This is a genomic window from Curtobacterium sp. MCBA15_016 (genome assembly GCF_001865105.1).
Classification (GTDB): Bacteria; Actinomycetota; Actinomycetes; order Actinomycetales; family Microbacteriaceae; genus Curtobacterium.
Genome location: NZ_MJGR01000034.1, coordinates 10,702 through 11,426 on the forward strand (window position 1 = coordinate 10,702; position 725 = coordinate 11,426).

1 protein-coding gene is annotated in these 725 nt (G+C 75.0%); it reads left to right on the top strand.

Going from position 1 to position 725, the window contains the following annotated elements:
* Positions 1 to 301 precede the first annotated feature (301 nt).
* The coding region (locus tag BIV03_RS13885; protein ID WP_139202007.1) for an AMP-binding protein at positions 302 to 725 on the top strand (424 nt) is incomplete at its 3' end.

A 725-nucleotide genomic window follows, 5' to 3' on the forward strand; every position in this document is an offset into this window, starting at 1 on the left:
CGCGCCGCTCGACGACGCCGCGTTCCTCCGCGAGGTCGGACGGATGCGCTGGGTCGAGCTCCTGGCCGTCGGGCGTGGTGTGCTCCGCTACGGGCGGTCCCGCCGCACCGTCCGCGCCCGCGAGCGCACAGCGAACCGATAGGTCCGTCACCGGGGATCCACGGCGGATCGCGAGGATGCGCCAAACCGCAGGATCCCCGCACGGCGCTCCTCGGCCCCTCGATCGGGGGCGTCCGGTCGGCTTACCGTCCTCCAAGCACCAGCAGCGCACCACCGGCCCGCACGACCCAGGGGAGAAGCAATGCGTCCGACACACCCGACAGCGCGTCACCGGACGGTCGAACCGGCCGTCCCGGCATCCGACGACCACTCGGTCCTCGACCGGTGGACGCGCGTCGTCGCAGCGTTCCCCGAGTCCCCGGCGCTCGCCGGTGCCGGGACCGCCCGCACGTTCGCCGAGACGGACCGGACGGTCCGGGCGCTCGCCGCACGGCTCACCGAGGTCCTCCGGCCCGACGACCGCACCGGCGCCGGCGTCGGACCCGAGCGCACCGGCGCGTCGGTCCCGGTGGGGATCATGGCCGGGCACACGACCGAGACCGTGGTGGGCATGCTCGCGCTGATCGCCGCCGGGCGGACGATCGTCGTGCTCGACGACCACCTGCCCGAGGCACGCCTGCAGCACGTCGTCACGCTCGCGGGGATCGCCGAGGTGCTCGCCGACG